Origin of the sequence: Pandoraea terrae (assembly GCF_902459695.1) — a bacterium.
Classification (GTDB): Bacteria; Pseudomonadota; Gammaproteobacteria; order Burkholderiales; family Burkholderiaceae; genus Pandoraea; species Pandoraea terrae.
In genome coordinates this window covers 1-21837 of sequence record NZ_CABPRZ010000016.1, presented here as the reverse complement: position 1 = coordinate 21837, position 21837 = coordinate 1, and the positions used below count along the sequence as shown (strand labels likewise).

Sequence of the window (21837 nt, the reverse complement as noted above, 5' to 3'; positions counted from 1 at the left end):
TTAGCGTTTGAGAAAGCGCACAAATTGGGACAGCGTTTTTCAACCATTCACCTAGATTCAACGCAAGGCCCCAAGCGAAGGAAAAATCGTACCGGCGCCCCCTTCCCAACCTGCGGAGTCGACACATGAGCGTGCAAGCGCAGCGTCACCGGCAGTCCAGCGGTATCGATGCCACCCCGGCATCATCCTCAACTTCCCTTGCCAACGAATCCGCCAGCCCCGAGCGCATCGTCGCCGCCGTGGTCGCGCGAGCGCGGGCCGCGCAACGCGAATATGCGCGGGCCGACCAGGCGACCGTCGATGCGGCCGTGGCCGCAGCCGCGTGGGCCATCATGGCCCCGGCGCGCAACCGGCAACTGGCCGAGCGCGCGGTTGCCGACACGGGCCTGGGCAACGTCGACGACAAGTTCCGCAAAAACCATCGCAAGACGCTCGGCCTGCTGCGCGATCTGCACGGCCTCAAGACGGTCGGCGTCATCAATGTCGATGCCGCCAGCGGCATCACGGAAATTGCGCGGCCGGTGGGCGTCGTCGCGGCGATTACGCCGTCGACCAACCCCGCAGCGACGCCGGCCAACAAGATCATCAATGCGCTCAAGGGCGGCAACGCGGTAATCGTCGCGCCGTCGCCGAAGGGGCAAGGCGCGTGCGAGCTGCTGCTGTCGTTCATCCACGCCGAGCTGGCCAAGGTCGGCGTCCCCGCCGATCTCGTGCAGATGCTGCCCGCCCCCGTGTCGAAAGCGACCACGTCCGAGTTGATGCGCCAAGCCGACCTCGTCGTCGCAACGGGCTCGCAGGCGAACGTGCGCATGGCCTATACGAGCGGCACGCCGGCGTTCGGCGTCGGCGCCGGGAACGTCGCCTCGATCATCGACGCAAGCGCTGCGCTCGACGACGCGGCCGCCAAGATCGCGCGCTCGAAGACGTTCGACAACGCAACGAGCTGCTCGTCGGAAAACAGCGTCGTGATTCTCGATGCCGTCTACTCCGCAATGCTCGCCGCGCTGGCCGCCCACGGCGGCGTGTTGCTCACCGCCGGCGAAAAGGCGCAATTGCAGGACGTCATGTGGCAAGGCGGCAAGCTGTCGGGCCGTGTGACCGGCCAGGATGCGCGGCGCATCGCCGAACTGGCCGGCCTGGAACGGGTGTCGGCACTGCAACCGACGATGCTGCTGGTCGAGGAAGACGGCGTCGGCGCCGACTTCCCGTTCTCCGGTGAAAAGCTCTCGCCGGTGCTGACCGTCTACCGCGCCCGCGACTTCGCCGCGGCGATGGCGCGCGTCGAGCAAATCTATGACTACATGGGCGCCGGCCATTCGGTCAGCCTGCATTCGGCCGACGCCGGGCAAGCGCTGCAACTCGGCCTGCAATTGCCGGTCGCGCGGGTGATCGTCAACCAGGCGCACTGCCTCGCCACCGGCGGGAATTTCGACAACGGCCTGCCGTTCTCGCTGTCCATGGGCTGTGGCACGTGGGGCGGCAACAATTTCTCGGAGAACCTCGGCTGGCGGCAATACATCAACATCACCCGCATTGCCACGCCGATCGCCGAGCAGGTGCCGAGCGAAGCGGCGCTGCTCGGCGACTACTTCGCGAGGTACGGCAAATGAACGCGCGCGCACAAGCCATCACCTTCGAGAGCATCGCCGCGCTCATCGCCGCGCGCGCGGCGCACTCGGCCGCCCTGCCGTACCTGATCGCGCCCGAGCGCGACGGCACGCTGACGTTCGGCGCGCTCGCTGCCGACACGGCCGAATTGAACCGGCGTTTTGCGGCAGCAGGCCTGCAGACCGGCCAGACCGTCTCGGTGTATATGCCCAACGGCGAACAGACCGCGCGCCTGCTGCTCGGCGCGATGGCGAGCGGGCTTGTCGTCAATCCGCTCAACCTGCTGTGCCAGCCCGCGCAATTGCGCTACATCGTCGGACATTCGGACACGCAATTGATTTTCACGTGGCCCGACGGCGAGGCGGCGATTCGCGACGCGTTGCGCGAGGTAGGACGGGACGTGCCCGTCGTCGTCACCTCCCCGGCCGCGACCGCGTTGCCCGAGTTGCCCGTGCGCCTGCCCGGCGCGCCGGCGCTGCCCGCGCCGCGGCCGGAGGCGCCCGCGCTGCTGATGTACACGTCGGGCACGACCGGCACCCCCAAAGGCGTACTGCTCACGCATCGCAACCTCACATTCAATGGCGCGAACGTGAGCCGCGAGCATCAGCTCGGCACCGGAGACCGCGTGCTTGCCACGCTGCCGCTGTACCATATCAACGGGCTCGTCGTGACGGCGATCGCGCCACTGGTCCACGGCGGCTCGGTCGTGATGCCGGGGCGGTTTTCGGCGGGCGCGTTCTGGCATGACGTGGCCCGTTACCGTTGCACCTGGCTCAATGTCGTGCCCACGATCATCGCCTATCTGCTCAACGATGCCGACGGACGCGCGCCGCAGGGCGTACGCTTTTGCCGGTCGGCATCGGCCGCGTTGCCGCCCGAGCACCATCGCGCATTCGAGGCGCGCTTCGGCATCGGCGTCATCGAGACAATGGGCATGACCGAAACCGCCGCACCGGCGTTCAGCAATCCGTTCGATTCGCAACTGCGGCGCGTCGGCAGCATCGGCCGGCCATCGGGCGTGCGGGCGCGCGTGATCGACCCGCAGGGCGCGACGCTGCGCGACGGCGAGATCGGCGAGATCGTGCTGCAGGGCGAAAACGTCATGGCCGGCTACTACAAATCACCGGAGCTCACGCGCGCCGCATTCACCGAGGACGGCTGGCTCAAGACCGGCGACCTTGGCTATCGCGACGCCGAAGGCTTCTTCTTCATCACGGGCCGCGCCAAGGAATTGATCATCAAGGGCGGCGAGAACATCGCGCCGCGCGAAATCGACGAGGCGCTGCTGCGCCACCCCGACGTGCTCGAAGCGGCCGCCGTCGGCGTGCCCGACCCGGCTTACGGGCAGGACATCGTTGCGTTCGTCGTATTGCGCGAGTCCGCGTGCGCCGACGAGACGGCGCTGCGCGCGCATTGCCTGCGCGAACTGGGCCGCTACAAGACGCCGAAGGCGTTCCGCTTCATCGCCGAACTGCCTCGCGGGCCGTCCGGCAAGGTGCAGCGCCTGAAGCTGCTCGAACCGGGCTGACCGGCACTGCACGCGCGCATCAATCATCCCTTTCCCCCATTCCCAAGGAGCTGACGCCCCGACAACCCGATAGATGCAGGAGACAACCGCTGTACGCTCATGACGGGGCAGCGCGGCTCACGCCGCATCCCCCAGCGACCACGGAAGCGCCGGGCCACGGCCCCAGGCGCAGGTCGCCGCCCCGCCGTCACCACGCGCGACCCCGCGCATAGGAGGTGGTATGAAGCAACGCATCAAGACCCGGCACATCATCCTCGGTGTGATGTGCCTGATGTACTTCATCGCATATATTGACCGCGTCAACATCTCGGTCGCCGGGCCGCTGATCCGGCAGGAGATGGGCCTGACGTCGGCGCAGCTCGGGCTCGTGTTTTCGGCCTTCGCGTATCCGTATGCGGTGATGCAGATCCTCGGCGGTTGGTTGTCCGACAAATTCGGGCCCAAGAAGGTGTTGATCTGCCTGTCGGTGATCTGGGGCGTTGCGACCCTGTTGACGGGCTTCGCGGGCAGCGTGCTCACCCTCGTGCTGCTGCGCTTTGCACTCGGCGTCGGCGAAGGCGGTGCGTTTCCGACGGCGACGCGTGCATTTACCTACTGGATGCCGGTGGCCGAGCGCGGCTTCGCGCAAGGCGTCACGCACAGCTTCGCGCGCCTGGGCGGTGCGGTCACGCCGCCGATCGTGCTCGCGATCATTGCGACGCACGGCTGGCGCGAGGCGTTCTTCGTGCTCGGCGCGATCAGCATTGCCTGGACCTTGCTTTACGCGTTCGTCTTCAAGAACTCGCCTGACGAGCACAAGCGTGTCACGCCTGAGGAGATGACCGAGATCGGCTATTCGCGCGGCGAATGCCAGCGCGCCGCCAAGGCGGCGACGCCGTGGCGCCGGCTGTTCAAGCGCATGTGGCTGGTGACCTTCGTGGACTTCTGCTACGGCTGGTCGCTGTGGGTCTACCTCACGTGGCTGCCGTCCTACCTCAAGGATTCGCGCGGTTTCGATCTCAAGCAACTGGCGCTGTTCACGGCGCTCCCGCTAATGGCCGGTGTCGTCGGCGACACGCTCGGCGGCGTATTGTCGGATCGCATCTTCAAGCACACCGGCAACCTGCGCCTCGCGCGCGGCGCGATCCTGTTCGTGGGCCTGGCCGGATCGCTCGTGTTCATCGTGCCGATGATCTTCACCGCCGATGCGGTCAACGCGGTGGTGCTGCTGTCGCTCTCGTTCTTCTTCCTGGAACTGACCAATGCCGTGCTCTGGAGCCTGCCGCTCGACATTGCAGGCAAGTTCGCCGGCACGGCAGGCGGCATGATGAACACCGGCTTCGGCCTTGCCGGGATGATTTCGCCGGTGGCCTTTGGCTACCTGATCGAGATGACGGGCAGCTATACCTTGCCGTTCATGATCTCGGCCGGGCTGCTCGGCGTAGGCGCGCTGGCATCGCTGTTCATCAATCCGCTGCGTACGATCGACAGTCCCGACGACCACAAGCCGCGGGGCTTTCGGCGGCACGGGCACGGGCACGCGCTGCCCTGATTGAAACGGGCGGGCCGGCGGCAGGCCGGCCCGCCATCATGATTACGCCTTGCCAGACAGCACGCGCAGGCGCCGAATCAGGCTGGACGTATCCCAGCGGCCGCCGCCCTGCGCCTGCACGTCGGCATAGAACTGGTCGACCAGGGCGGTAACGGGAAGCGCAACCTGGTTGCGCTGGGCTTCGGACAGGCACAGGCCGAGGTCCTTGCGCATCCAGTCGACGGCAAAGCCGAACTCGAACTTGTCGTCGATCATGGTCGCGCCGCGGTTGCCCATCTGCCAGCTGGCGGCCGCGCCCTTGCCGATGACGTCGAGCACGAGGGGCATGTCCAGCCCGGATTTCTGACCGAAATGGATCGCTTCGGAAAGCCCCTGCACCAGGCCCGCGATGCAGATCTGATTGACCATCTTGGCCAACTGGCCGGCGCCGGCTTCACCGATACGCGTGACGGCACGTCCGTACGCAAAAAGGACGGGCGCCACGCGATCGAACGCCGCCTGATCGCCGCCGCACATGATCGTCAACACACCATTCTTCGCACCGGCCTCGCCGCCGGATACGGGGGCATCGATGAAATTCAGGCCTTTCTCACGTGCAACAGCGTACAACTCGCGTGCCACGTCGGCCGATGCGGTCGTATGGTCGACGAACACGGCGTCGGCACGCATGCCGGCAAACGCGCCGTCGGCACCTAGCGTGATGCTGCGCAGATCGTCGTCGTTGCCGACGCAAGCCGCGACGATATCGGCATCCTTGACCGCTTCGCGCGGCGTACGGGCCGACTGGCCGCCGTACTCGGCGACCCACTGATCGGCTTTGGCGGCAGTGCGGTTGTAGACTGTCACGGCATGGCCCGCACGGGCCAGATGGCCGGCCATCGGATGGCCCATCACGCCGAGACCGAGGAATGCAATTCGGCCGCGCGCGGCTTGCTGTTTGGGGGAGTTCACGTAGTGCCTCGCAGGAAGTGAATGACGGGGGGAGACGGCCGGTGCCCGGCGCATGCGGGCGGAGGACCGTTCGACGCTCATTTGGGGGCAAGCGGGCCCCCATTATATAGGGGCGATCACAGGCCGGCGGCCCCGAAAGCCCCTGAATCCGCCATTCCCGGCCCCGTTTGCACCGATTCGGGGCCATTCGCGGCAGGAAGACGCCGAAATACAGGCACATCGCGCGAGTTTGAAAAATTATGTTTCCGCCGCCCGCGTTGTTGCCGGTATCCGCTAAAATGCGCGGCATGGCAGATTTTGATACCAGTTGGTCAATCCGCGTTTACTACGAGGACACCGATGCCGGCGGCGTCGTGTTCTACGCCAACTATCTGAAATTTTTCGAACGGGCCCGCACCGAGTGGCTGCGTTCGCTCGGCATCGACCAGCTGCGGCTGACGCATGACACCGGCATGATCTTCATCGTGCGGCAAACTGCCGTCGATTACTTGAGTCCTGCCCGTCTCGACGATGAAATCCTGATCAAAAGCCGGATCGACCGCATTGGCGGCGCCTCCGTCGACTTTACGCAGGAAGCCTGGCGCGGCGACACACTGCTCGCGCGCGGCGGCATCAGGATCGGCTGCGTGGCGGCCGGCAGCCTGCGGCCGGGAAAAATTCCGTCCCACGTAAAAACCGCGATGCAAACGCAAATTCCGCCGGCGCGACAGAACTTCGAGCGCGCCGCCGCAAACTAAGGACAAAACCACAAGGTTCGTCACCACCACACCATGCCCGCCCAAGACCTCTCCATCATCTCGCTGGTCATTCACGCCAGCCTGCTCGCGCAGGCCGTCATGGCGCTGCTGTTGCTGCTGTCCCTGCTGTCCTGGACCCATATTTTCCGCAAGATCTTCAGTATTCGCCGCGCACGGGTGCAAACCGAGCGCTTCGAACGCGACTTCTGGTCCGGCGGCGACCTGCAGGCCCTATATCAGAGCGCAGTGAACAACCGGTATCACACCGGCGCCCTGGAGCGCATTTTCGAGTCGGGCATGAAGGAATACCTGAAGGCCAGCGAGAAGGGCCTGACGGACGCCGGGGCGATCCTGGACGGTGCGCGCCGCGCGATGCGTGCGTCGTATCAGCGTGAAATGGACAGTCTGGAGACGAACCTGGCGTTCCTGGCGTCGGTCGGTTCGGTCAGCCCGTACATTGGTCTGTTCGGCACGGTGTGGGGTATCATGAATGCTTTCCGCGGCCTGTCGAATGTGCAGCAGGCCACCTTGGCGAGCGTGGCGCCCGGTATTGCCGAGGCGCTGGTCGCGACCGCCATCGGTCTTTTCGCGGCCATTCCGGCCGTCGTGGCGTACAACCGGTTCGTCCACGATGTCGACCGTCTCTCGATCCGTTTCGAGAGCTTCATCGAAGAATTCTCCAACATCCTGCAACGGCAGATTCACTGAGTCACTGGGAGCCGACATGGCAGGTTCGATGCGAAGCGGCCGAAAAGGCCGCCGGGCAATGGCGGAAATGAACGTCGTGCCCTATATCGACGTGATGCTGGTATTGCTTGTCATCTTCATGGTGGCGGCACCGCTGGTCGCGCCGTCGATCGTCAATTTGCCCAGCGTGGCGAATGCGAGTCCGCAGCAGCAGACGCCCCCGGTTGTGGTCAATATCGAGGCGAACAACCAGTTGCTGGTGCGTTACAAGGACGGCGACAACGCGTATGAACAACGCATGTCCAGTGCCGATCTGCTTGCCTTCCTGCAAGGGCGCCAGCAAAGCAATCCGGAACAGCCGGTGGTGATCGCCGCCGACAAGACGGTGCGCTACGAAATCGTCATGGACGTGATGTCCGACTTGAAGGCCCAGGGCGTGAAGCGCGTGGGCCTGCTCGTGAAACAGAAATGAAACGTACGCTTGCCCGCCCCGCCCGGCCTCAAGGCCCGCGCCCCGAGGGCGGTTCCGGCCGGGCGTTCCTTCTGGCGCTGTTGATGCACGCGCTGCTGTTCGCGCTGCTGTTCTACGGCATGCGCTGGCAGAGCAGTTCGCCGGCAGGTTCCGAAGCGGAACTGTGGACGCCGCCCGAACTGGCGCAACCGACGCCGACCCCGACGCCCCCTGCCCCGCCGGCCCCGCCTGCGGTGGCTGCGCCGACGCCGCCCGCCGAGGACGCCGACATTGCACTGCAGCAAAAGAAGCGCAAGCTGGCGGAGGCGGCCGCGGAAAAGGCTCGCCTGCTTGAGGCACAACGCGAACAGGCGCGTCAGGAAGCCTTGAAGCAGAAGCAACTGGCCGAGGAAAAGGCCGCTGCGGATGCCGCAAGGAAGAAAGCAGCCGACGACGCCGCGAAGCAGAAACTGGCCGACCAGAAGAAGGCCGACGCCGCCAAACACGAACAGGAAGCGCAGGCCAGGAAGGCCCAGCAAGTGCAGGACGAGAAACTCGCCGCGCAGAAAAAGGCCGAAGCCGACAAGGCCGCGAAAGCCAAGGCGGCGCAGGAAGCGGCGGACAGGAAGGCGGCCGATCAGGCGCGTCAACAACGTCTGGCGGCGCTGCGCGGTGCGGCCGGCGGCGCCGAGGGCGCAAACGGCAATGGCCTGGGCAGCAGCCAGGGCGGCTCGGGCGCCGGCGCCGGTGGTACCGCCTCGCCCGGCTACATCGACCGTGTGCGCCGCCGCGTGAAACCGAATATTACGTATACCGACGCGATCACGAGCAATCCGACCGCGATCATCGAAGTGAGGCTGGCCCCCGATGGCAGCGTGATGTCCCAACACCTGGTGCAGTCAAGTGGCATATCAGGTTGGGATCAAGCTGTTCAGACGGCGGTAAAACTGTCCGATCCGTTGCCGCGCGACACTGACGGCAAGGCCCCCCCGGTCATCCAGCTGCGTTTCAGGCCGAAAGACTGAACGCGAATGGTCACGGATGGGGAACGAAACCCGTTGATGACGGTCTATTTTCGCCAAGGTATGGTAAAAGAGACCCTCGTCAACAAGTAACTGACCTACCGAACGCATGCGAATTTATGGCAAATATGCATGGCGTGCACTGGTGGCCACATGGCTTACCGCAGCTACGTGCACGATCGCCCATGCCCAGTTGACCGTTGACATTACAGGTGTCGGTTCCAACCGATACCCGATTGCTGTCGCCAATTTCAAGGACGCCGGTTCGGCCCCCACGAGCGTTGCCGACGTGGTGCGCTCCGACCTGACCAATAGCGGCCGTTTCAATCAGGTGGATGTGGGCGGCGCGACCGTCGGCGAGGTCGATTCGGTCGACCTTGGCGCCTGGCGGGCGAAGGGCGCGAACGCCTTCGTGGCCGGCAGCGTCACGAAGCTGGCGAACGGCACGTTCGACGTCCGTTTCCGCCTTTATGACGCCGCCAACCAGCAGAATCTCGGCGGGTTGTCGATCACGTCGTCGGGGGACAACCTGCGCCTGACCGGGCACAAGATTGCCGATTACATCTATCAGAAGTTGCTGGGCGATCGCGGCGTATTCGCCACGCGCCTGTCGTACGTCGTGCGTAACGGCAGCACATACCAGTTGCAGATTTCGGATTCGGACGGCCAGGACGCGCGCATCGCGCTGAACAGCCGCGAGCCGATCATCTCGCCGGCGTGGTCGCCGGACGGCAGCAAGGTGGCGTACGTCTCGTTCGAGAAACGCAAGCCGATCATCTACATTCACGACCTGCCCACGGGCAAGCGTGCAGTGCTGGCCAACGAAAAGGGGAACAACAGCGCCCCGAGCTGGTCTCCGGATGGTCATGTCGTGGCCGTGGCGCTCTCGCGTGACGGCAATACCCAGATATATTCGGTCAACGCCCAGGGCGGCAACCTGAAGCGTCTGTCGCGCAGCAATGCGATCGACACCGAACCGCAGTACTCCCCGGACGGCAAGTGGATTTACTTCACGAGCGATCGCGGCGGTGGTCCCCAGATCTACCGCATGCCGGCTGGCGGCGAGAGTGAAGGCTCGGCACAGCGCGTCACTTTCAAGGGCAGCTATAACGTCAGCCCGCGTATCAGTCCCGATGGCAAGACGCTGGCGTATATCGCCCGCCAGGGGGGCGCGTTCAAGCTGACGACACAGGATCTGAGCACCGGCGATGTTACGGCCCTGACCGACACCGCCCACGACGAGTCACCGAGTTTTGCTGCCAACGGCAAGTACCTTCTTTATGCAACACAAGCCAACGGCCGCAAGGTCTTGGCGGCAGTGTCGGTGGACGGGCGAACACGGCAGATTCTTTCAGTCCGGGGAGGCGAGGTTCGCGAGCCTTCCTGGGGTCCATTCATGCAATAACTCGATAACATCGATTGGAGGCTCACATGAGCACCTTGCTTCGTAATATTTTTGCTGCTTCCACGCTGGTCGCCCTGGCCGCTTGCTCGTCGGGCGTGAAGCTCGACGACCAGGCCAACGCCAACAAGGGCCAGAACACGACCGATGCACGCAGCGTCGCGTCGGTAAACGCCTCGGCTGACCCGCTGAACGATCCGAACGGTGTACTGGCCAAGCGCAGCGTGTATTTCGACTTTGACAGCTACAGTGTCAAGGACGACTACAAGTCGATGCTCGAGAATCACGCGAAATACCTGACCGGCCACACCACTCGCAAGATCCTGGTGCAAGGCAATACCGACGAGCGCGGCACGAGCGAGTACAACCTGGCACTGGGCCAGAAGCGTGCGGAAGCCGTGGTGCGTTCGCTGAACCTGCTGGGCGTGAACACCAATCAGCTGGAAGCGGTCAGCCTCGGCAAGGAAAAGCCGCGCGCGCAGGGCCACGACGAAGCTTCGTGGGCGGAAAACCGCCGCGCCGATCTGGCCTATTGATAAATCGCCATGACGTCTCGTTTGCTTAAGACAATGCTTTGCGCCGGGGTCCTCGGCACATCGTTGCTGGCGCCGATGGCGCACGCCGGGCTGTTCGACGACGACGAGGCGCGCAAGGCGATTCTCGATATTCGCAGCCGGCTCGACGGCGACCGGACGCGGATCGAGGGGCTCACGCGCAACGTGCAGGATCTGATGAACCAGAACCAGCAGTTGCAGCGCGACCTGGCCGCCGAACGCGGCCAGAACGAAGAACTGCGCAATCAGTTGGCCACCATTCAGCAGAGCCAGAAGGATCTCTACTCCGACCTCGACGGCCGGATGAAGAAGCTCGAACCGCAGAAGATGACCGTCAACGGCGTGGAAGGGACCGTCCAACCGGGCGAGAAAGAGTCCTTCGATGCGGCGTTGAATCAATTCCGCAATGGCGACTACAAGGGTGCGTCAGCGAGTTTCCAGAACTTCGTGAAGCGCTATCCCGAAAGCCCGTATCAACCCGACGCACAATTCTGGCTGGGCAATGCGCAGTACGCCCTGCGGGATTACAAGGGTTCGAATGCGACGCTGCAGGGAGTCGTGACCCGATATCCGACACACCCGAAGGCGGCCGAAGCCATGTTGGCGATTGCCAACAACCAGGCGGAAGCCGGCCAGAAGGCGGCGGCCAAGAAAACGCTCGAATCGGTGATCAAGACGTACGCCAACACCGAATCGGCGCAAGTGGCCAAGGAACGGTTGGCAAAATTGCGCTAACCGCTCCTGGGGTGATGGCGCGCAAGTGCCCTGCTCCGCCGACACGCTGTCGAAACGTACAACGCCGCCGCTTGGCGGCGTTGTCGTTTGTGGGCGGCGCCATGGGTCAAGTAGAATATGAGGTTGCGTCCTATACCCATAAGCGGCAGCGCGCCGCAGCCGTGAATTCGCACCCCCTGATCCTTGCTATGACCGACGTCGATCTGACTTCCCTGAGCCACACCGTCGTGTGGCTGACTTTTGGCCTTGCGTTCGTATTCGGCGCCGTTTTGCAGCGGACCCATTTTTGCACCATGGGTGCGCTGTCCGACATTGTCAATATCGGTGACTGGAACCGCATGCGCATGTGGTGGCTCGCCATCGGCGTGGCCACGATCGGCACCGGCCTGCTTGCCTGGCAAGGCATCATCGATCCGGTGAAGGCGATTTATACGACATCGCGTGTGACCTGGCTGTCGTACGTGGTGGGCGGCTGGCTGTTCGGCTTCGGCATGGTGCTGGGCTCGGGCTGTGGCAGCAAGACGCTGGTGCGCATTGGCGGAGGGAATCTGAAGTCGCTGCTGGTGTTCGTCATGATCGGCATTTCGGCGTATATGACCCTGAAGGGATTGTTCGCCGTGTTTCGCGTGAATGCCCTCGACAGCGTGCAGATGACGCTTTCGACATCTCAGGATTTGCCGACGTTGCTCAAGGGCGCGTTCGGCGCAAACGTGCATCTGGCGCAGTTGGTGCTCGGGCTGGTGATCGGCGGCGCGTTCGTGATTGCGGCGCTCGGCCGCCGCGAGTTCTGGACGTTCGATAACCTGCTCGGCGGCCTGGTTGTCGGCGCGATCATCGTGGCATTGTGGTACGTATCGGGCAAGGTCGGCTACCTGGCGGAGAATCCGAACACGTTGGAAGAGAGCTTCCTCGCGACGAACTCCGGCAGGATGGAAGCATTGAGCTTTGTGTCACCGCTGGCCTATACCTTGTACTGGCTCATGATGTGGAGCGACACGAGCAACGTCATGACGCTCGGGATTGCCAGCGTGGCGGGTGTAATTTCGGGATCGTTCGCGTATGCCGTCGTGTCCCGGACATTCCGCTGGGAAGGCTTCTACGATACCGAAGACACCGCGAACCATATGGCCGGCGGCGTGATGATGGGATTCGGTGGCGTCACGGCGCTGGGATGTACCGTAGGTCAGGGCCTTTCGGGTGTTTCGACGCTGGCGTTGGGCTCGTTCGTGGCGCTGGCGGCAATTCTCGCCGGCGGCGTCTGCGGGTTCAAATACCAGATGTGGCGCATCGAAATGAAGGTGTGAATCCGCGCCGGAATACTGCCGAGGTATTGACAGAATTTGCGGACTCCCGCTATAATTTTTGACTTCGTTGGGTCGTTAGCTCAGTTGGTAGAGCAGCGGACTTTTAATCCGTTGGTCGCAGGTTCGAATCCCGCACGGCCTACCAATGAATACAGTGGAAAATCAAAGGCCTGCGCATGCAGGCCTTTGACGTTTACGGCTTCGTCTCCCCCCGGGAGGCAGATTCGGAGGCAGATTGGCCTGCGCCTGATTGCGGTTGACCGCGCCCCAATGCGGGCCCGGCTAAAATCGCTCGCTACAGAGTGCTCCTAACTATGGAGTCACTCATCATGCAACACCCCGTCCCTTCGCCGCGCGGCGGCGCCCGCCACACCCTCACGTCTTGCGGGGTGTGACATGGCCAGCGTCTATCGCCATCGCAACGGCTGGCAAGCCAGCGTCACCGTCGACGGCCGCAACCAGAAAAAGAACTTCGCCGACAAGAAGTCGGCCGTCGCCTGGGCCGACGAGATGGCTACCGACATGCGCAAAACCGCGCACACGCCACGCCTGGGCGGGCCGGCCAAAGTGACGCTCGCGCGCATGCTGTTCGAGTACGCACACCTCTATACCATCGGCAAGCGCAGCTACAAGTCCGAACTCGACCGCATCAGCCGCTACCTGGAAGCGGCCAGCCTGCCGCGCCTGAAAGCCGAGGTCAGCGCCAGTGGTGGCATCACGCTGCGCCCCCTCACGCAGCCGCTGGCCGCGCAAGCGCTGCCGCGCGCCTTCGCCGCGCACCGCCGGACGCGGATGGACAATCACGCCGGTACCCATGAATGGCGCACCCACCTGGCCAACCGACTGGTCAAGGACCTCAGTCCGGCCGACTTCCGCACCTTCCTGGCCAAGGCCAAGTCCGACGGCCTGTCCGACAGCACCATGCAAAAAGAGCTGGCACTGCTCAAACACGCCTTCAATATGGCCAGCAACGAGTGGAACTGGGTTGCCTTCGAGAGCCCGCTCGCCAAACTGAAAATCCCCAAGGGCGGCCCTCCGCGCGACAAGGTGCTCTCAGCCGAGGCCGAGGCGCGCTTCAAGGCAGCCCTGGCCGAGTGCGACAATCCGCTCATGCTGCCCCTGTTCGAATTCGCCATCGAAACTACCGGGCGGCGCGGCAGCCTCTTGAAGCTGCACTGGAGCGACATCGACCTCGAGGCCCGCGAAGCGGTGCTGCATCGCACCAAGAGCGGCAAGAACGTGCATGTGCCGCTCACGCAGCGCGCGGTCGAGATTCTGCGCAACCTGCCGCGCGAGGCCGGGGAAGCTCGCGTGTTCCCGATGTCGGCCGAAGCCGTCGGCGCCGCTTGGGACCGCGCCTGCGAGCGCGCGGGGCTGAGCGATTTTCGGTTCCACGACACGCGCCACATTGGCACCACGCGCCATGCGCGCCGACTGCGCAACCCGAGTCTGCTCAAGCAAATCACTGGACTTCAGACCGATGCCATGCTGGCGCGCTACACGCATTTCATGCTCGATGACGTGCTCGAGCTGCTCGATGCCACCGAGCCCGCACCGCCGTCCGGCTCCCCTACCCCCACTTGCGCCGGTCCCGCCACGCCTTCGATTGGGGAGATGCGACGCCTCAACAAGGCCCGCCGCGTACAAAGCACAACGCCGAGCGTGGAAGCGATTGCCGAAGCGGCACATCCGAACGCCGCAGCTGGCAACGTCGTGGCCGTCGACTTCGCGGCACGTCGACGCGCCGTCGCCTAACGCAGCACAGCGGCAACGCCGGGCTGGGTAACCAGCTCGCCGCCCGCTTTGCAACCGCGTCATGCCCGCCGGCCGCTTCGCCGGCGGGTGCGGCACGCAACTCGCAAATGTACATTGCACACCAGCGTCGTCGATTACACGTCACTAAGTGTCGGCGGCGCCTGGACATCTCGTCGGCGTGGGCCATGCGATGTCGCCCCCGTGACCTTATCGAAGCGAAACCCGCGTCTGGGGCACGTCTCGCACCCGAGATGTGGCAACGCCGTGAGCGGTGATTGCGTACCCGCACGTCCGTTGCTCAACGTCAGCTCAGTCCGAGCAAACTACGGGGTGCAGTCGACCGTGCAATGCTCATGCCCCACCGAATGGCATCGTCCACCGAGCATGGCATAGCCGGGCATTCGCCCCGGCGTCGAACCCAGCGCAGCAACCGCGTGGCGAGCCGCCTGTCGGCGCGCTCCAGTTCGAGCCCTTCGAATCCCGCCGCCAAGGTACGCGCACTCGGGTGGTCAACCGTCGCGGCCCGGCCCCGTCGGGCAGCCACATCAAGGAGATATAGGTATCCGGCATCGAACGCGCATTCGATGCGGGTCCTGTCGGACAGCGCCGGCATCTGCGCGTCACGCAACAATACGTCCGCCCGCTTGCGCCGTTCACTCGTCAAGCCCTCCATATATGCCTCCGCTGTGGTGACCGATTAATCGGTGTTGCCGCTGAGTGCCGCGAGCTTGGTGCGCAGCTCGGTCTGCACGGATGAGGCGCTGATGCCAGAATCCGGCGCACAGGCGATGAAACGGCGCTCGCTCACACTTGCCTGGGCGACACTCGGATGGTCGTCGATGGCAAGCCACTCGACCAGCGCACGGCGCCGCGCCTCGGCCAAGATTTCCTCCGCGCGCGTCGATTGATAACTTTGCACCACGCCGACGAACCGAGGCCCCAGCGGCCCGAGCAGCTTGATGAGGTTCGCATCATCGAAAATGCGCCGCCAATCGGAGCTGACGATAACGCGCACGTCGGGATAAGGGGCGAGCAATTGGTCGAGGATGGGCGCCCAACAGAACAGCACAGGGTTGCCGAGGTAGCGACAGTGCTCGTCGAAAATCGGCTCCCCGAATGGGTGCAGCACGCCGTCAAAATCGACGAAGAGGGTCGGCAGGCGCACCATGGCAGACTCAGTTGGGAGCGCGGATGAGGGGATTTTCGCACGCGAGCACGGCGCCGTCACGTGGCGCCGCACATGAACCAAGCCGCCCCGGTCGTGGTAGCGCTACACTGCGTGCGCTGGCTGCCAATACAGGTGCCCCCCAACCGCCTGCGCGCAAGCGGTCGCCCGCAGCAAAGCGTGTCCCGCTGTTACGGCAGTTGTCCAAGCTGCGGGTCGAAGTTGAACTGGTGAGCAAAGGTCAGGCGTTTCCACTGGTCAACGGCATCCCGATGCCAAACGACACGCTTGCCCAGGCGCACAGGACGAGGAAACTTGCCGTCGCGCACCCAGTTTTCGAGCAGGCGCTCGGAGATGCCCAGGAGGACCAGGACGTCTGTTTTGACAAGGATTTCAGGCATGACATGCCTCTCAAAAGGAAGGATGACATGTCTAGCGCCCCAAGTTTAGCCAGCGAGAAAAAAACGTCCCTGACGCGGCACCGAACGATTCTTGTGCGAAGTGCCGCACCCAATACTACTGAACGTCAATGCGAGCACCAACAACGGCACCCTTCTCAACCTCGAGCCACATGCGCGTCGGTTTGTCGTGCGTCAAGAGTAGCTCGCTGCTTTTCGCGACACTGCTTTTGGCCGTTTGACTGCAATTCGCCAGTCCACCTTGGGCCGACTCCCTCCGTCTGGAGAGCTTCGTCCTGCGTTCAGCCAATGTCGATTCCCGGTTCCATGCCGATTTGATGCCGCCAATTTCCCCCGCCAACTCGGTAGACGTATAGGGTACGAGGGATTCGATGCCTTCAATGGACCGCTCGATGCTCGCGCGGCGCTCCAGTTTCAGTTGCGGCTCTCCTGGATAAAGGGACAACACGTGCCATGCGGCAATGCGTGTCTTTAGACAGAGTTCGATGTCTTGCCCCAACTGCGCCAAACCATCAATCTTGCGCTCAATGTCAGCCGCCAAATCTCCGGTGCCAAGCGTCTCGGTATGCTTGACCTTCTTTTCGACCACCCGTCGATACTCCTTGTCGAGATGAAGCTCAATCGCCAGCAATTCGCGCTCGCAGCTCTCCAACTCCGCCCGAATGGCTAATGGCAGTTCTCCAGCTTTGATTGCCCGATACGCTTGGCTCAGGTACTCATACGTCGCTTCAATGCGCGACCGCCGTTCCTCGTCCAGAAAACTGGACAGGTTCTGCACGCCAGCCTTGATTTCGTCCAACTTCTTGCTGATATCGGCCAAATGTTTCTGGGCGACGACGACTGAGGCAATTTGCCAAACGGCCGCAGCATTAATCATGTTTTGGAGGTTCTTGACCTCGAAGAGCCGCGCATGCTCTTTGATTCCGTCGGGCCCCATGGCAATTGCGCGCAGCCCGTTGCCGTCCGCAGCCCGAATCAGGTCTCCGTTAATGACCACTTCCATTAATTGCTTGCCGCTTGCCTCCGACGCGACGAGCACCGATGGCGCCGCCTGGAGCAAGCCACTCAGCCGCCCCATGGTGCCGTCGTCCGTGCTTACGGACTTCGCCCTACCGAACGCCTCAGACGAATCAGATGCCCGAATCGTGACCAGTGGTGCCGATGCCGCATCGACGATGGCAATCCCGCTCGGATTGGCGTGGGCTTCGTTTGAACGTTGCCCTGCTGACGGAACCGTGGTCAACCCGGAGTCCGGCTTTTCCCGTCGGTTGCGTGTCCGCCGATACAGCAACGCGACGACCGCCGCGAGCAGGACGAAAATGATGACTGGCTCAACCGAAGACATTTGCATCGTTATAGTTCCCTCAAGTCATGAACCGATGGCACCACATCCCCGAAAGATGCCCTGTGGTGTGCAACACATTGTTATTCAAAGCTGGTCGCGATGACCGCCTGTCCACGTTCAGCAACATATTATCAATGCAACCATGACAAACGACATAGCATTTCTCGGCCGCCAAACGCTGTCAAAACACCTCCCGGGCAGCGTGGCAAGCCGCCAGCAATACCGCCCCAACATCTCCTCGCCTATGTTGTCGGCAGAAGACACGCGGGGTCACGCGGCCCCTTCCGGGGCCGCTCAATCATGAAAATGCCGTGTTACTCCCCTCCCTTGTGCTTGCTGGAAGCCGACAGCCCCAAGTTTCGCAACGCTCGGATGATGGTGCTGTAGCTACCGCGCCCCAATTCGAGCCGTATGTTCGTCGGCCCGATAGTTCGCCCCTGCTTTCGCAGTGCTTCGCACGCCCGTTGTACGTCTTGCACCGTAATCCCCGGGCGTCCCCCCAAGTTCCGCTTGTCTGTCTCCATCGTGACCTCAGTACATTCGGCCCACGCCGAATCCACTGCGTATAGGCACCAAGACGCGAGCGCCGCCTCCAACCACGAAGTGCCGGGCGCTTGAACTGAGGAAGGACGTTGTGGCAGTAGCTCGAACAGGGGGGTTTCGTAATCGAAAGTCGTTGTCGGCCCGCGCACTTGCCGCGACTATGGCGTTTGGTCCGTCACCATCACTTTGGGGGAAGATTTGAAGGAACCAGTCGTGACATATGTGCCCGCCACGACGCGCGCGGTTTTGGCTGAACTCGGCGGCAAGGTGACCGTCGAACTCGGCCGAAAAAGCGTCGTGCTGTCTGCGCACGAATTACCGGGCGAGGTCGAATGGCGTGTCGACTTGTTGACTTGGTACGCCAAACGCCTCGCTGTAGCGACGGTCGTGCTCACGCCGCAGGCCAGACAAGCCATGCTGGCGCACGCGCGCACCGAGCTCGTCAGCGAGCACGCCCTCCATCCACTGGAAGCGCGACTCGTTGTGGAATCCGCCCGCAAGGTGCTTGAGCGCTGGGGCTTCCCCGGGGCGCCGCTGCAACCGGAGTGCCAGTTGCGTTTGGAAGAGGAAATGCTCAAAGAGTGGGCTGAACTCCAACGACGCTGGAGACGCGTCGTCGCCGCATGCCGATAACGACCTGTCCCTGGCCTCAACGCATCGCAATCAGGAGCTTCCCCATGCCAATCTGGAGGTCCCGCCCCGTCACGGAAGAGCCGGAAATCGTGCTCGTCCGCTGGGCGATTTATCGAATCAAGGACGATGAGTTGCATTTTGTGGGGGTTCGTGCAGACGAGAGCAGCGGTCGCGTGAGTTCGGCGATTGTGCGATTTGATGTCGCTCGACGCGTTGGCGTAACGAGGTCGGGGCGTGTTTACTCGCTCACAGGTCGGCAAGGCACGGACGCGACCGCGCGCTACGTCTGGGATGCCTGGTGTCAAATCAACGGAGTGACGACCTCCGCAGACGTCACCTCCGATGTGCTGCGCGAGGATGCCGCGCGTCGTTGAATTCACGGACCCGACAGGCAGATATCTCGTTGGCGTTGTGTTTTCCAGCCATCGTGGGCTGCTCGCATGACGCCTCGGCACCACATACTCCAAGCCCGCTCGGGACGAGCCCAGGAACCGGGCCAAGTGACCCGCATGAAAAACATCTAAATGAATGACGACGAGAGATGATTATATGAATCGTCGCAAGGGCGGCCGGCTAGTGCTGGCTGACGCGCTGCTGCGCGACACGCCGAATCCAATGCTTTCGGAGGAAACTCGATTCGCGTGTGCGCCCGACGCGGGCTATCTTTATCTTCTAGAAGTTGCCGTTCGTGGCGGGTTTTTCAGCGGATGTCGCGCACCCCAGCAAACACGTTTTGACACCGACCGCCGAAACACTGAATCTGGCTGACGAGAATTGACGCTTGCATTGCGCTGCTCCTCGTCCTCGTAGTCATTGTTGAATGGCACGCGGGCAATCGCGACGCGTTCTGCCACGTGCGCACTCGACCGCCCAGCCCGCCGAGCTCGGCGTCGGAATAGTCGTAGTCAAACCGGTCCGCCATTGACGCTGTGCCCGTGACGTTCCGGGTCGCTTCGTTTCGGCCGCGCAGGCAGACGAAAGTCAGCGCAGGAATCATAACTTCCCAGACTGTCTGCACCCGATTGGACACATCGGGTGCGTCCACGACCAGCAGAATGAGTCGCCGCTCTCGCTCGAACGCCAGCGAAGACTCGCGGTGTTGGACGAAATCAAACGCCTCGGTGCTCTCATTGTCTGCAAGGAGGATTTGGTTTCCGGCCTTGACCAGACGTTGGTCACACAGGACCTCCTCATCGCCAAAAACATTTCGCTATAGATTGAGCGAAGAGTTTTTTCGCCCGAATCACAAGCCTGGATGAGGCATCCCGGATACCTGCACCTACTGCCCCCCTGAATCAAAAGGGCGCAAGCCACGGAGGGGAAAAACCTCATAAAAAAACAGACACTTACGCGTCTTGCAGGTATTTCATCCCGTCGTCTTTACTTGCTTCGCAGACGACCAAGCGAGCGGCTCGGGCGCGGAGAATAACCATGCAAGTTGAAACACTGACCTACGCGATGCTGCTCGACGAGCAAAACCGTCAGGTCGCTCGCGGCGAAATGAACCCTCAGACGGCAGCCAACCGAGCCACGGCGCTGCGGGCGTTTCTGCGAGCCAACCATATCGCAGAGGCCGATGTCGTCGGTTCCGAGATGCGCACGCAGTATCCCCGCGCCGTCGAATGTCTGGTGCTGGAACAACAAGCGCAAGGCCGCAGCGGCCGCAGCCTCTCAAACACCCGTGCCGCGCTCACGCCCTGGAAAAACGCAGTGATTGCCCTTGACGAAATTCGCGCCATCGCCAACGACGCGCCCACGCCGTTCCAGGTAGAGGTCAAGAACCTGATTGGGAACTGCCCCGTCAAACGCGTTGCCCGCCAAACCGGCGTACCACCTGACATGCTGCGCGGCTGGCTCAAGGGGCGCAAGCCTCAGTCCGTCAACGTTGCACATGTGCGGCGTATCGAACATTTCTTCGGGCTCCAGCGAGACAGTCTGGTCTCACTGGCGGGTATCTTGAACAAATCACGCGGGCGTACGCCAATCGAAGATGCCGCCCCCATTGAATACCGAAGCACGCTCGGCGAGCGAACACAGGACCAATTTTGGCTTCGACCATCCGAGGCTTCCCCCTTACGGCGGCAATGGACGGAGTTGATGTCGTACAAGACTGACTTTGCCCCAGACCTGGAGCGCTCCGAAGCGGGACGCTGGTCATTCGCGCCGATACCGGTCGTGAAGCCCTCCCCCGCGAATTGGTGGATGTTCCTCGATGGCGTCGAGGTTCCTTCCGCTAAGTCAGGATGGGCGAAGGTCGCCGGCTACTTGGGGTGGCTCTCACTCCCGCAAGAACGAGGAGGCGCGGCCATTCCGGTTGCCGAGCTCCAAACGCTGGCATGGCTGGCCACCCCCGGCTACCTCAAGCCCTTCTGCGAATGGGTGAAAAAGCGCGGCGGCAAATATACCCACGGGATTCTTGAGTTTTTCGGGCTTATGGGGTGGATGCTGCGCCCCGGCGACGGATATCTGTTTCAGCGCCCTGAGCTTCTCGTGACGCTCCCCACACGCTTTCACACGAAAAATTGGAAGGATATGTGCATAGAGCAATATCAAGCATGCCTCAAGTTCAAGAAGTCATTGCGGTCGTTGGTTCGCAAGGGCCGTAATCCGTTTGAACCAATGAGTCACATCATCGAATTGCCGGACCCGCTCGAAGCAGTCGCCGATATGGTGCAACGGATGCGCCGGGACCGTCCCATTGCGTCCCCCACGGCCGAGGCAATTTGGTCACGTGATATGTTTCTCATCAAGCTGCTGACAACCAATCCACTTCGTCTTCGTAACATCGCCACGCTGTGCTACTCCCCCAAATACAAAGACGGCAGAAAGCCTGATGACCGTCCGGCGCTCTACCAGCGCACCGACGGCAGCTGGTGGATTTTTGTTCCCAAGCATTTGCTCAAGAATCGACGCGGCCCGGCGGTGCATGATTACGATGCACCTGTGCACGCCAGTGCGACCCTGGACCTCGAGCGATACCTGTTTCGGCATCGCAACACCCTGGTACGCACCCCCACGGAACTGGCCTTTCTTGTCGCCGACAAAGGCGGAAACTTCTCGGATGACCACTGGATGACTCGGGATTCGCCTGAAGCCGACGCTTCGCACTTTCCTTCCTTGTACCTGAGTCGCCGGGTGATGGCGCTGACCCGAAAGTATCTGTGGCGTTGCGACGGGATTGGCACGCACGCGTTCCGTCATATCGTGGCGACGGCCATCCTCAAGTCTGAGGACGGGGACATTAAAACTGCCGCCCTCGTTCTGAATGACCGAGAATCGACTGTCGAAAAGCATTATGCGGGCATTCGGAGCGGCGATGGCGCCAAGCGCATGGGGGAGATACTGGGGGCCGCCTTGAGTCGGATGTGACGACCTCCAGTTAGCATTGTGGTGTAGTGGTCAACTCATCCCGGACACTGCGTTAAGTTTTTCTTCCGCAACAGCCGGTGCCAGTCCGTCATTGAACT

Annotated in this window: 22 protein-coding genes and 1 tRNA gene; 17 read left to right on the top strand and 6 right to left on the bottom strand. The window is 62.7% G+C overall.

Annotated elements, in window-relative coordinates; all coding sequences use genetic code 11:
- Positions 1–125: 125 nt before the first annotated feature.
- From sauS to PTE30175_RS17875, 3 genes are all read left to right on the top strand, one after another.
- Positions 126–1610: an acylating sulfoacetaldehyde dehydrogenase gene (gene sauS, locus PTE30175_RS17885; RefSeq protein ID WP_150698421.1), complete on the top strand. Its 1485-nt coding sequence runs from the start codon at positions 126–128 to the stop codon at positions 1608–1610.
- A complete protein-coding gene (locus tag PTE30175_RS17880) occupies positions 1607–3136 on the top strand; it encodes an acyl--CoA ligase (RefSeq protein ID WP_150698420.1) in 1530 nt (509 codons plus the stop codon). The genes sauS and PTE30175_RS17880 overlap by 4 nt, the downstream gene beginning before the upstream one ends.
- Before the next feature lie 220 nt (positions 3137–3356).
- The gene (locus tag PTE30175_RS17875; protein WP_150698419.1) at positions 3357–4667 is read left to right on the top strand and encodes an MFS transporter; all 1311 of its coding nucleotides are present in this window, start codon (positions 3357–3359) and stop codon (positions 4665–4667) included.
- Positions 4668–4709: 42 nt separating this feature from the next.
- On the opposite strand, the gene PTE30175_RS17870 is transcribed toward PTE30175_RS17875, so the two are convergent.
- Positions 4710–5618: an NAD(P)-dependent oxidoreductase gene (locus PTE30175_RS17870; RefSeq protein WP_224788842.1), complete on the bottom strand. Its 909-nt coding sequence runs from the start codon at positions 5616–5618 to the stop codon at positions 4710–4712.
- 278 nt (positions 5619–5896) lie between these two features.
- Between PTE30175_RS17870 and ybgC the strand changes: the two genes are divergently transcribed.
- The 10 genes from ybgC (at position 5897) to PTE30175_RS17820 (ending at position 14265) form a co-directional block, all read left to right on the top strand.
- Positions 5897–6355, top strand: a complete 459-nt coding sequence (ybgC, locus tag PTE30175_RS17865) for a tol-pal system-associated acyl-CoA thioesterase (RefSeq protein WP_150698514.1) — start codon at positions 5897–5899, stop codon at positions 6353–6355.
- Positions 6356–6388: 33 nt separating this feature from the next.
- Positions 6389–7063, top strand: coding sequence for a protein TolQ (gene tolQ, locus PTE30175_RS17860; protein ID WP_150698418.1), 675 nt, complete (start codon positions 6389–6391; stop codon positions 7061–7063).
- 16 nt (positions 7064–7079) lie between these two features.
- Positions 7080–7514, top strand: coding sequence for a protein TolR (gene tolR, locus PTE30175_RS17855; RefSeq protein WP_191629118.1), 435 nt, complete (start codon positions 7080–7082; stop codon positions 7512–7514).
- Positions 7511–8518: a cell envelope integrity protein TolA gene (gene tolA / locus PTE30175_RS17850; RefSeq protein ID WP_150698417.1), complete on the top strand. Its 1008-nt coding sequence runs from the start codon at positions 7511–7513 to the stop codon at positions 8516–8518. Before tolR ends, tolA begins: the two co-directional genes overlap by 4 nt.
- 106 nt (positions 8519–8624) lie before the next feature.
- Positions 8625–9920 (top strand): Tol-Pal system beta propeller repeat protein TolB, encoded by a 1296-nt coding sequence (gene tolB, locus PTE30175_RS17845; protein WP_150698416.1) that lies wholly within the window; start codon positions 8625–8627, stop codon positions 9918–9920.
- A gap of 26 nt (positions 9921–9946) precedes the next feature.
- A complete protein-coding gene (gene pal / locus PTE30175_RS17840; RefSeq protein WP_150698415.1) occupies positions 9947–10453 on the top strand; it encodes a peptidoglycan-associated lipoprotein Pal in 507 nt (168 codons plus the stop codon).
- A 9-nt stretch (positions 10454–10462) separates the two neighbouring features.
- On the top strand, positions 10463–11206 hold the full coding sequence (ybgF, locus tag PTE30175_RS17835; RefSeq protein WP_191629117.1) for a tol-pal system protein YbgF: 744 nt from the start codon (positions 10463–10465) through the stop codon (positions 11204–11206).
- 188 nt (positions 11207–11394) lie between these two features.
- Positions 11395–12510: a YeeE/YedE family protein gene (locus PTE30175_RS17830; RefSeq protein ID WP_150698511.1), complete on the top strand. Its 1116-nt coding sequence runs from the start codon at positions 11395–11397 to the stop codon at positions 12508–12510.
- Between the two features lie 69 nt (positions 12511–12579).
- Positions 12580–12655 (top strand) — tRNA-Lys (locus PTE30175_RS17825).
- Between the two features lie 251 nt (positions 12656–12906).
- On the top strand, positions 12907–14265 hold the full coding sequence (locus PTE30175_RS17820; RefSeq protein ID WP_150698414.1) for a tyrosine-type recombinase/integrase: 1359 nt from the start codon (positions 12907–12909) through the stop codon (positions 14263–14265).
- 304 nt (positions 14266–14569) lie between these two features.
- Here the strand turns inward: PTE30175_RS17820 and PTE30175_RS17815 are convergent, their stop codons facing one another.
- From PTE30175_RS17815 to PTE30175_RS29260, 5 genes are all read right to left on the bottom strand, one after another.
- The gene (locus PTE30175_RS17815) at positions 14570–14938 is read right to left on the bottom strand and encodes a hypothetical protein (protein ID WP_150698413.1); all 369 of its coding nucleotides are present in this window, start codon (positions 14936–14938) and stop codon (positions 14570–14572) included.
- A gap of 24 nt (positions 14939–14962) precedes the next feature.
- Complete coding sequence (locus tag PTE30175_RS17810; protein ID WP_150698412.1) at positions 14963–15433, bottom strand: HAD domain-containing protein; 471 nt, start codon at positions 15431–15433, stop codon at positions 14963–14965.
- 188 nt (positions 15434–15621) lie between these two features.
- Complete coding sequence (locus tag PTE30175_RS17805) at positions 15622–15831, bottom strand: helix-turn-helix transcriptional regulator (RefSeq protein WP_150698411.1); 210 nt, start codon at positions 15829–15831, stop codon at positions 15622–15624.
- 115 nt (positions 15832–15946) lie between these two features.
- Positions 15947–17200, bottom strand: coding sequence for a hypothetical protein (locus PTE30175_RS17800; RefSeq protein ID WP_150698410.1), 1254 nt, complete (start codon positions 17198–17200; stop codon positions 15947–15949).
- Between the two features lie 308 nt (positions 17201–17508).
- On the bottom strand, positions 17509–17718 hold the full coding sequence (locus PTE30175_RS29260; protein ID WP_150698409.1) for a DNA-binding protein: 210 nt from the start codon (positions 17716–17718) through the stop codon (positions 17509–17511).
- 232 nt (positions 17719–17950) lie between these two features.
- Between PTE30175_RS29260 and PTE30175_RS17790 the strand changes: the two genes are divergently transcribed.
- The 4 genes from PTE30175_RS17790 to PTE30175_RS28765 all read left to right on the top strand — a co-directional run bounded on the left by PTE30175_RS17790 (position 17951) and on the right by PTE30175_RS28765 (position 21739).
- Positions 17951–18370 carry a hypothetical protein gene (locus PTE30175_RS17790; protein WP_150698408.1) on the top strand — a complete coding sequence of 140 codons (420 nt, stop codon included), beginning with the start codon at positions 17951–17953 and terminating at the stop codon, positions 18368–18370.
- Positions 18371–18414: 44 nt separating this feature from the next.
- Positions 18415–18744 carry a hypothetical protein gene (locus tag PTE30175_RS17785; RefSeq protein ID WP_150698407.1) on the top strand — a complete coding sequence of 110 codons (330 nt, stop codon included), beginning with the start codon at positions 18415–18417 and terminating at the stop codon, positions 18742–18744.
- Between the two features lie 175 nt (positions 18745–18919).
- Positions 18920–19138 (top strand): hypothetical protein, encoded by a 219-nt coding sequence (locus PTE30175_RS17780; RefSeq protein ID WP_150698406.1) that lies wholly within the window; start codon positions 18920–18922, stop codon positions 19136–19138.
- A gap of 663 nt (positions 19139–19801) precedes the next feature.
- Positions 19802–21739 (top strand): hypothetical protein, encoded by a 1938-nt coding sequence (locus PTE30175_RS28765; RefSeq protein ID WP_224788840.1) that lies wholly within the window; start codon positions 19802–19804, stop codon positions 21737–21739.
- The last annotated feature ends 98 nt before the right edge of the window (positions 21740–21837 follow it).

Bases quoted from the DNA above. Each gene is read 5' to 3' on its own strand.
- sauS (WP_150698421.1), top strand. From the start codon at position 126: ATGAGCGTGCAAGCGCAGCGTCACCGGCAGTCCAGCGGTATCGATGCC.
- PTE30175_RS17880 (WP_150698420.1), top strand. From the start codon at position 1,607: ATGAACGCGCGCGCACAAGCCATCACCTTCGAGAGCATCGCCGCGCTC.
- PTE30175_RS17875 (WP_150698419.1), top strand. From the start codon at position 3,357: ATGAAGCAACGCATCAAGACCCGGCACATCATCCTCGGTGTGATGTGC.
- ybgC (WP_150698514.1), top strand. From the start codon at position 5,897: ATGCGCGGCATGGCAGATTTTGATACCAGTTGGTCAATCCGCGTTTAC.
- tolQ (WP_150698418.1), top strand. From the start codon at position 6,389: ATGCCCGCCCAAGACCTCTCCATCATCTCGCTGGTCATTCACGCCAGC.
- tolR (WP_191629118.1), top strand. From the start codon at position 7,080: ATGGCAGGTTCGATGCGAAGCGGCCGAAAAGGCCGCCGGGCAATGGCG.
- tolA (WP_150698417.1), top strand. From the start codon at position 7,511: ATGAAACGTACGCTTGCCCGCCCCGCCCGGCCTCAAGGCCCGCGCCCC.
- tolB (WP_150698416.1), top strand. From the start codon at position 8,625: ATGCGAATTTATGGCAAATATGCATGGCGTGCACTGGTGGCCACATGG.
- pal (WP_150698415.1), top strand. From the start codon at position 9,947: ATGAGCACCTTGCTTCGTAATATTTTTGCTGCTTCCACGCTGGTCGCC.
- ybgF (WP_191629117.1), top strand. From the start codon at position 10,463: ATGACGTCTCGTTTGCTTAAGACAATGCTTTGCGCCGGGGTCCTCGGC.
- PTE30175_RS17830 (WP_150698511.1), top strand. From the start codon at position 11,395: ATGACCGACGTCGATCTGACTTCCCTGAGCCACACCGTCGTGTGGCTG.
- PTE30175_RS17820 (WP_150698414.1), top strand. From the start codon at position 12,907: ATGGCCAGCGTCTATCGCCATCGCAACGGCTGGCAAGCCAGCGTCACC.
- PTE30175_RS17815 (WP_150698413.1), bottom strand. From the start codon at position 14,938: ATGGAGGGCTTGACGAGTGAACGGCGCAAGCGGGCGGACGTATTGTTG.
- PTE30175_RS17810 (WP_150698412.1), bottom strand. From the start codon at position 15,433: ATGGTGCGCCTGCCGACCCTCTTCGTCGATTTTGACGGCGTGCTGCAC.
- PTE30175_RS17805 (WP_150698411.1), bottom strand. From the start codon at position 15,831: ATGCCTGAAATCCTTGTCAAAACAGACGTCCTGGTCCTCCTGGGCATC.
- PTE30175_RS17800 (WP_150698410.1), bottom strand. From the start codon at position 17,200: ATGCAAATGTCTTCGGTTGAGCCAGTCATCATTTTCGTCCTGCTCGCG.
- PTE30175_RS29260 (WP_150698409.1), bottom strand. From the start codon at position 17,718: ATGGAGACAGACAAGCGGAACTTGGGGGGACGCCCGGGGATTACGGTG.
- PTE30175_RS17785 (WP_150698407.1), top strand. From the start codon at position 18,415: ATGCCAATCTGGAGGTCCCGCCCCGTCACGGAAGAGCCGGAAATCGTG.
- PTE30175_RS17780 (WP_150698406.1), top strand. From the start codon at position 18,920: ATGAATCGTCGCAAGGGCGGCCGGCTAGTGCTGGCTGACGCGCTGCTG.
- PTE30175_RS28765 (WP_224788840.1), top strand. From the start codon at position 19,802: ATGCAAGTTGAAACACTGACCTACGCGATGCTGCTCGACGAGCAAAAC.